4 protein-coding genes are annotated in these 8,900 nt (G+C 71.8%); 2 read left to right on the forward strand and 2 right to left on the reverse strand.

Translation table 11 applies throughout. The features are described from left to right. Positions 1-2: 2 nt before the first annotated feature. Positions 3-4,925: an SCO7613 C-terminal domain-containing membrane protein gene (locus Asi03nite_RS20305; RefSeq protein ID WP_203681939.1), complete on the reverse strand. Its 4,923-nt coding sequence runs from the start codon at positions 4,923-4,925 to the stop codon at positions 3-5. Positions 4,926-5,156: 231 nt separating this feature from the next. Between Asi03nite_RS20305 and Asi03nite_RS20310 the strand changes: the two genes are divergently transcribed. Beyond that, positions 5,157-6,311, forward strand: a complete 1,155-nt coding sequence (locus Asi03nite_RS20310) for an acyl-CoA dehydrogenase family protein (protein WP_203681941.1) — start codon at positions 5,157-5,159, stop codon at positions 6,309-6,311. Positions 6,312-6,741: 430 nt separating this feature from the next. Here the strand turns inward: Asi03nite_RS20310 and Asi03nite_RS20315 are convergent, their stop codons facing one another. Next, complete coding sequence (locus Asi03nite_RS20315; RefSeq protein WP_203681943.1) at positions 6,742-6,996, reverse strand: hypothetical protein; 255 nt, start codon at positions 6,994-6,996, stop codon at positions 6,742-6,744. A gap of 546 nt (positions 6,997-7,542) precedes the next feature. Between Asi03nite_RS20315 and Asi03nite_RS20320 the strand changes: the two genes are divergently transcribed. Continuing rightward, on the forward strand, positions 7,543-8,853 hold the full coding sequence (locus Asi03nite_RS20320) for an MFS transporter (protein ID WP_203681945.1): 1,311 nt from the start codon (positions 7,543-7,545) through the stop codon (positions 8,851-8,853). Positions 8,854-8,900 lie beyond the last annotated feature (47 nt).

Consider the following 8,900-nt stretch of genomic DNA (forward strand, 5'->3'; position numbering starts at 1 on the left):
TTTTATCGCATCTGAGACACGCGCGCTCTGAGCTCCTGGGTGCGCCTGCGGCTCTCGCTGGTGGCACCCAGGAAGATCAGCACCACGCCGACCGGGACCAGCATCACCCACGGACCGGCCAGGCTGAACACGAACGTGAGCGCGGCGATCACCGTGGCGATCGTGCCGATCACCACCGGGGCCTGCTGCTGGGTGCGCGAGCCGATGATCAGCGTGACCACGCCGCCGAGCAGCAGCAGCACCTCGCGGATGTCCTGGTGGCTGCCTCCGGTCAGGCCCAGCGCGATGGTCGGGACGAACGCCGCGAGCAGCGCCGGGCCGTACGCCGCCCAACTGCTCAGCTCCGGGCGGTGATGCGCCTCGACGATGCCGACGGCCAGCGCCAGCGCCGCGAACGGCAACGTGTACGCCTCCGGCAGCGCCACCTCGGCCAGCGCGATGAACAGCCACCAGCCGACGATCTCGAAGCCCACGGCCACCCAGAACAGCGTCCGGCGCTGGCTCGGTGTCCGGTCCGGGCGGGACGCGGTCAGGCCGAGCACCGCGCCCCAGGCGGCCAGCAGCGCGGCCAGGTGGGCCGGCGAGTCGAAGGCCAGCGCGCCGGCGATGGCCGCCGAGGCGTACCCGCTCCACTCCACGGTGACCGCCTCGGCCCGGAACTGGGCCAGGCCGAGCCGGGGCAGCAGCGACTCCAGGGCGAGCAGCCCGGCGCCCACGGCGAGCACCCCGAACGCCGCCCAATGCCGGTCCAGCCCCAGCGCGATCGCCCCGGCCAGCACGAACATCTGGCCCATCAGCGCGGCGAACAGCCAGCCCAGCAGGCGGGCGGTCGAGGTGCGCCCGGCGATCGCGGCGACCAGCCCGACGCCGACCGCGGCGCCCAGCGTGAACAGCGTCAGGTCGGCGCGGGCCAGGCTGCCGAACAGCCCGGCGCCGCCGGCCAGCAGGCCGATCACGAACACGACGGTGCGGGTGCCGCGCAGCAGCGGCGACCGGCTCGCCACCGGCGGCAGGGTGAGCGCCAGCCCCAGCATCGAGATGGTGAAGACGGCAAGCGCCGCGCCGGTGGCCGCCGGGAACCCGGCGTGCAGGGCGATCGGCGTGATCAGCAACGTGAGCGCCACCCCCGGCAGGATCACCGGGACGGTCTCGGCGGGCCGCCCGCCGAAGCCCAGCGCGGCCAGCGCTGCCGCGCCGGTGAGCAGCACCGCGGCCAGCGCACTGGTCGCGTCGACATTCCCGGCGTCCGGTGCGAGCAGGGCCGGGACCGGGCCGTCCCAGACCGACCCGAGCTGCCGCAGCGGGTCGAACAGAGCCGCCCGCAGGGCCGGGGCCAGCGAGAACAACGCCAAGACCGTGGGCAGCAGGGCGAGCATCACCGCGCCGGTCGCCGGATCGCTCCGCCAGCGCTGGACCAGGCCGCCGCCGCGCAGCCGCCGGGCCCGCTGGTAGCGGATGTCGCCGGCCGGGAACTCCTCGACCACCGACGGCCGCAGCGGCGCCGGGACCGCCCCGCGCAGCATCTCGGCGAGCACGCCGAGCAGGGCGGCGGCCGCGGCGTAAAGCGCCGTGGGGTACGACGTGGGGACCGACACCAGCGCGGTCACTGTCGCGCCGAGCACCAGCCCGATGGTGGCCCACGGCAGGTACTGCGGGACGTGCCGGCCCAGCATGGCCAGCAGCGCCAGGCCGAGGCTGGAACCGGCCAGCGCGGCGGTCAGCACCACCTGGGCGCTGTCGCCCTGCTCGGCGGAGAACGCCGCGAACGTGCCGGGCAGGGCGAGCAGCACCGCGCCGGTGGCGGCGCCGCCGACCTGCGCGCGATGGTCGGGCAGCGGATCGGCCCGGCCGCGGGCCGCGACCGCGATCAACGTGCCCAGCAGCACGACGGTGAGCAGCGCCATCCCGGTCGACCAGGGACGGGCCAGGCCCACCGCGGCCGCGTGCAGCAGCACCATGGCGGCGACCGCGGCCCGGGCCCGGGCGCCCTGCGGGTCGTTGGTGGCCAGCGCGGCCAGGGCGTACGCGGTGGCCGCCGCGGCGCCGATCAGCAACGGCGACCACCAGGGCAGCCCGAGCGCCCACGGAGCGCCCATCACGGCCAGCGCGGCGCACACCCCGGAGGCGTAGTGCGACCACGGCCTCGGCAGCGCGATGGCCGCCGTGATGGCGATCAGCACCAGGGCGAACGGCGCCTGCCAGGCGCCCGGCGGCGGGGTGGCGGCGAAGTGCTCGACGTCGGCGGCCCAGATCGGGCCGGGCGCGGAGAGGATCCTCAGGCTGCCGCCGACCGCCTGGTAGCCGGCGAGCGCGGCGACCACCAGCGCGGCGATGCCGAGCCCTCGGGAGGGCCCGCGCTTCCAGTCCTCCTGCAGCACCGTCACACCCATGCCGACCAGCAGGATCACCACGCCGGCCACGGCCAGCGGGGCGGTCGGGAAGGCCAGCGCCGCGACCCGGGCCAGGGCGCCGCAGATCGCCACGGTGGCGGCCGCGGCGGCCCAGTCCGGACCGTCCATCATCGTGTCCGTACGACCGCGGTTGTCGATGGTCTTGGCGAAGAACAGCAACAGCCCCGCGGCCAGCAGCAGCGCCCCGACCGCGACGTCGGCCGGCGCCCGGCCGGGCGCGAACAGCGCGGCCGCGGCCAGCGTCAGCGCGCCCAGGCCGGTGCCGGCGGTCAGCGGGAAGCTGATCTCGCGGCGGGCCACCTGGTAGACAGCGGCGTAGCTGAGCGTGCCGGCCACCGCGAGGAAGCCGGCGGCCAGCGCCGGGACGGTCGCCGCGGCGGTCGGCGGCGGGCCCTGACCGGTGTCCGAGATGGCCAGCGCGGCGGTGACCGCGGCGCCCGGGACGGCCAGCGCGGCAGCGCCGGACGCCCAGTCGCCGATCACCCAGGCGAAGATCTTGAACGGGATCTGCCGGGCCGCGATGGTCACCATCACGCCGGCGCCGGCCAGCGCGGTCAGCACCGCGGCGGTCAGCCAGGTCGCGGAGAGCGCGGCGCCGGCCCCGAACAGGCCCACCACGCCGGCCGCGGCCACGTGGGTGATCGCGATCCGCCGGGTGGTCGACCAGAGGCCGCCGGCGCCCAGAGCGATCGAGGCCAGCACCAGCGGCCAGGGCGCCTCGGACCAGTTCAGCCCGAGCGAGGCGGGCAGGGCCAGGGCGGTCATGGCGACGCCGATGACCGCGCCCTCGTGCCGGATCCCGGCCGGCAGGGCGAGCGCCGCGGCGATCGTCACCAGCAGCGCGCTGAACACCAGCAGCCAGCCTGACGGGCCGACCGCCTCGGTCAGCACCCGGGAGTAGTCGGCGGTGTCGGCGTGCCAGATCGGGCGGGCCGCGGCCACCGGGGCGATCGCGGCGCGGATCGCGTCGATCGCCACCAGCAGGCCGATCAGGGCCAGCGCGCCGGCCGACGCGTACTGCGGGCCGGTGCGGACCGTCTCCGGCAGCCGGCCGACCACCGCGCCGGTGATCGCCACCGCGGCGGCCGCGATCACCAGCGTCCAGCGCGGGTCGGCCACGTCGGCCACCCGCGCCGCGGCGCCGATCACGGTGAGCGTGAGCACGCCGCCGGCGATGTGCCGGGCCAGCGGCTGGTCCAGCAACTGGGCCGCGGCCACCCCGGTGAGCGCCGCGGCGACCAGGATCAGGCCGGAGCGCAGCGCGTCCGGCACCGTCTGCGCCTGCAGCAGGGCCACCGAGGAGTAGAGCAGGGCGCCCGCGCACGCGAAGCAGAGCAGGGCGAAGGTCAGCTCGCGCAGCCACTCCGCGGAGGGCGGCTCGGCCGGCGCGGTGAGCGGGACGGACCCGGCCGGCGGGGCGCCCTCCGGACGCGGACCGGGGAAGATCCGGGTCGGGATCCAGCGGCGGCGCCTCGGCTTGAGGCCGGAGATGATCAGATCCGGCTCTTCCGGCTGCGACTCCGGCCGGGGCTCCGGCTCGGCTCCGGTCTCCAGCTCCGCCGCGTTCGCCCGGTCCGCGAAGGTGGGCCGGCCCAGCGGCCAGCGCGGCACCAGCCGCCCTCGCTTGATCACCCGGGTGAGCAGCAGCAGGTCGAGGACGGCCACCGCGGTCAGCGCCAGCCCCCAGCCCGCCGGGCTCTGGATCCACGGGTACACCAGCAGCGGCGCCACCGGCTGGGTGGCGATCACCGTGGCGTACCGCGGGATGGCCAGCTTGGTGGCCCCGGCGTAGAGGAAGCTGCCCACCGCGGTGACGGCGAACGTGAGGCCCAGGTAGAGCGGGGTCGCGACGTCCGATCCGCCGCCCAGCGGGCTGCCGTGCAGCGCGTACAGCGTCATCGGCAGCAGGATCAGGCCGACCGCGGCGATCGTCTCGGCGGTCGAGGTCAGCGTGCGGCGGGCCACGCCCGGCGCCACGCTCAGCGCGATCGCGGTGAACAGCGCCAGGATCACCGCCCGGGCCACCGGGTTGGAGAACGCCACCCCGGCGAAGACCACCGCGGCCACGCCGATCAGCAGCGCGCCCAGGCCGAGCAGGATGTTCTGCACCGACTGGGTGGACGCCTCCGGCGCGTGCTCCACCGGGCCCGCCGGCTGCCGGGCCGGGCGCCGCGCGGGGCCCTCCGGGCCATCCGCGGTGGGCCGGCGGCGGGCGCTGCTGGCCGGCTGTGGTGGTGGCTCCTCGTCCGGGCCGGCCACCCGGGCGCCGGGCGGCGGCGGGGGTGGGAAGTCCTCGGCCGGGTGCCGCGTGGCCGAGGAGGCGCGCTTGGACTTGCCCGTCCTCTTCTTCTGCGCGTGCGCCAGGATGTCGCGCTGGAACTGGGCCGCCTGGATCTTGCTGGCGATCTTGGTGCGGGTGGAGGCAGCCTCCATGTCCTGCTGCTTGAGCGCCGCTATCGAGGCGTCGATGCGAGACAGTTGCTCGCCGTAGTCAGGCTCCTCAGCCTTCGCCACCGGACCTCCTAGCCAGCGTGCCGCTCAGTAGTTAGAGCATGCCGGTATGCCACCTCATTAGAACAGTCTCAACCGGGTGGAGATCTGTTGAAACGGACCCGAACCCGGCACTGACCTCGCTTGCCCGCGGGCGGCGGCGATATTCGGCACAGTCAGGTTCCATTGCCCGGCGTACGCTACGCGCCAGTAACATTGCGCGCGGGACAGTTGAAGAGGGAAGGGCAAGCGAGCATGTCTGATTTCGACGCCTACCGGCTGCCGGAGGACCACGAGACCATCCGCGCCGCCGTGCGCGAGGTCTGTGACGCCCGGGTGGCGCCCCACGCCGCCGAGGCCGACGAGACCGGGGAGTTCCCGAAGGCGTCGTACGACGCTCTGCGGTCCTCCGACTTCCACGCCCCGCACATCCCGGTGGAGTACGGCGGCGCCGGCGCCGACGCCCTCGCCACCGCCATCGTGATCGAGGAGGTGGCGCGCGCCTGCGCCGCGTCCTCGCTGATCCCGGCGGTCAACAAGCTCGGCTCGCTGCCGCTGATCCTGTCCGCCTCGGAGGACCTCAAGCGCAAGTACCTGAGCAAGGTCGCGGCGGGCGAGGGCATGTTCTCCTACTGCCTGTCCGAGCCGGAGGCCGGCTCCGACGCCGCCTCGATGACCACCCGCGCCGTCCGGGACGGCGACTCCTGGGTGCTCAACGGCGTCAAGCGGTGGATCACCAACGCCGGCGTGTCGGAGTACTACACGGTCTTCGCGGTCACCGACCCGGCCGCCCGCTCCCGCGGCATCTCCGCGTTCGTGGTGGAGAAGTCCGACCCCGGGGTCAGCTTCGGGGCGCCGGAGAAGAAGCTGGGCATCAAGGGATCGCCGACCCGCGAGGTCTACTTCGACAACGTGCGGATCCCGGCCGACCGGATGATCGGCGCGGAGGGCACCGGTTTCGCGACCGCGATGAAGACCCTCGACCACACCCGGGTCACCATCGCCGCCCAGGCCATCGGCATCGCCCAGGGCGCGCTGGACTTCGCGCTCGGCTACGCCAAGGAGCGCAAGCAGTTCGGGAAGTCCATCTCGGAGTTCCAGGGGCTGCAGTTCATGCTCGCGGACATGGGGATGAAGCTGGAGGCGGCCCGGCAGCTGACCTACGCCGCGGCCGGCAAGAGCGAGCGGGGGGACGCCGACCTGACGTACTTCGGCGCGGCGGCGAAGTGCTTCGCCTCCGACGTGGCCATGGAGATCACCACGGACGCGGTGCAGATTCTGGGCGGGTACGGGTACACGCGCGACTACCCGGTCGAGCGCATGATGCGCGACGCCAAGATCACCCAGATCTACGAAGGCACGAATCAGGTTCAGCGGATTGTGATGGCGCGGCAGCTTTTGAAGGACTAAAAGAGGCTGTTTCCGCAGCTCAGAGGTGTTGTGGCCGGGGCATGAACGCCCGGCCACTTTCTGTACCCGCCCGATCGCATTGCGTGTTACTTTCGGTCGTTCGCGGTTGTTTTCGGTTGTCATCCTGGCCAAATCCTGGCCAAGCTCATAGATATATTCAAGGATAACGATCAATTTAGTCCTCAATCGACGGTGATCGCACCACTCGGTGGCTGCGGTGATTCGTTCCGAGCTGCCCGTCACAGATTGCGTGGCTGGCGGGTTTGGGTCATGGCTACCCTGTGTAGTGCTCCGGCGGGTGACGAGCCAGGCGGCCAATCAGCTTGCGATCTCTCCGGCGCTCGCCGGCGCTGGCGAGCGGAGACGTTCCTCGACCGGAGCAGCGAGGTTGGCTCGCGGGATGCTGCCATACTCGCGGCGTGCCCCAGCTTCATGCGCTCGACGTCGTGGGATTGCTGCTGGCGTTCGTCACGTTCGGTTTCTCGCCAGCGTGTGGATCATCGGCAGCGTTCAGGGTGCCCGCGACGAGGCCGCGGCCCGACGCTTCGAATGCCGGACAGTGCTGACCGGGGTCCTGGCCGCCATGACCGCTGTCGTTGCGATCATCACCAAGGGCCCGATACGGGTCGCGATGTTCGCGATCTTGGCCGTCGCGATGGCCGTAGTAAGGATCCGGTCGCGGCATCGTGAGTCCTCACCGCATCCACGCCGAGCAAGACACGGCGATCGGTGACTACATCCGCTGGCACAACCGGCGCGCTCGCCCGAAAACGGGATGCATGTCCAAGTTCAAGATCCGGCAACCGGATTACCCGTTCAAGGTGGCATGACGAGGCACTGGCGGCATGCGGCACCACGGAAAATTACGCCGCGTCTGAAGCCCGATAGAGGTCTGCGGTCATTCAGCCGGGGATAAGACTGGTTGAACATAGAGCAGGACAAGAGTGTCGGCAAGATTATCATCGGGATCCGACCTTCCTGATGTGATCCGGGCCGGAGGCAGTCCCGCCGGCGAGACGACTCGAGGTGCTCGCTGCCTGCGTAAATCGTGCGCAACCGGCTCAGACGAGGACTCGACAGGTGAATGTATCGGGCAATAGCCCCGTAGGATTCGGCCGTGCCGCGGCACGTCCCAAGTGGTGAGCGCGGGACGTCGCTTCCATTCGTGATGACAGAGGGGGAACCCGCGTAGATGAAGAGCCTCTCTCTAAGACGGTCACCGTATCTGCCGGTGCTGCGACATCCCGTGCTGGCGCGTCTGCTGCCCAGCCTCAGTCTGTCCACCCTGGGTGACGGCATGGCTGTGCTCGCGGTGAGCTGGTTCGCTCTGCAGCTGGCTCCCGCCGATCATCGGGACACCTGGGTGGCCGTCGCGGTCGGCGCCTACACGCTGCCTGCCACCGTGGGAACGTTCGTCCTCGGTCGCTTGATGCGCGGCCGTACCGGTGCTCAGCTCGCCGGCTGGGATGCCACCCTGCGGGGTGCTGCGCTGGCGGCGATCCCGTTGTGCTGGGCCCTGGGCGTGCTCGACATCAAGGTTTACATCCTGTTGCTCGGTATTTCCTCGCTCCTGCATTCGTGGGGCTCGGCCGGCCGCTTCACGCTGATCGCCGAGGTGCTCCCCGAGAAGGACCGGCTCGCCGGTAACGCCGTGCTGAGCACCTTGACGAACCTGATGAACATCCTGGGTACGTCGCTGGGCGGCGTGCTGATCGCCACCAGCGGCGCGCCGCTGGTGTTCGGTATCGACGCCGCGACGTTCTTGATCCTGGCGGTCACATATGTCTTCGTACGCCGGGCGGTGCCCGGACTGCCGAAGACGAAGGAGAAGGCGTCCCGGTCGGCCGGCCTCCGGATCATTCGCACCGAGGCGCGGCTGTACAGCCTGGTCGCTCTGTCCTTCTGCTTGTTCTTCATGTTCGGGCCGGTCTATGTCGCGCTGCCGGTCCATGTCTCCGAGGACCTGCATGCGTCCGCTGCCGTCCTGTCGGCCTACTTCACCGTGTTCGGCCTCGGCTCGGTGATCGGCGGGTTCGGCGCCGGCTACCTGCGGCGCCTGCCACCCTGGACCGCCATTGTCGGAGTCGTGCTGCTCCTGGGTCTCGTGATGATCCCGATGGGCCTCGGCGTGCCGGTCGTGGTCGCCATGATCTCGTTCGGGGTCACCGGCTTCATCTGGGCACCGTACACCGCGTTGTCCATGTCGGTGTTCCAGAACACCATGCAAGCGGATCGTCTGCCGCAGGTGTTGGCGGCCAACGGCGCCGTGACCGTGGTGGCGATGCCGCTGGGCACGCTGCTCTCCGGCCCGCTGATCGGCGTGTTCGGTGCCCGGGGAACCCTGCTGGCCTGCGCCGTCGGCATCGCTTCGGTGGGCGCGATCGCCGCTCTGCTGTTGTTCCGGACGGACGGGCTCGGCGCGCTGCGGTTGCGTCCAGCCACCGTCGACCCGGACCCGGACCCGAACGCCGTGGCCAGACCGGAGTCCGCGGTGGAACCGAGAGCGGCCGCTCCGTCCGGGTCGGGCCGACGAGACCACTGAGATCCCGTCTTCACGGACGGCGGAGCCGTTAAGTGAAGCCCCGACAG

The organism is Actinoplanes siamensis, assembly GCF_016862395.1.
GTDB lineage: Bacteria > Actinomycetota > Actinomycetes > Mycobacteriales > Micromonosporaceae > Actinoplanes > Actinoplanes siamensis.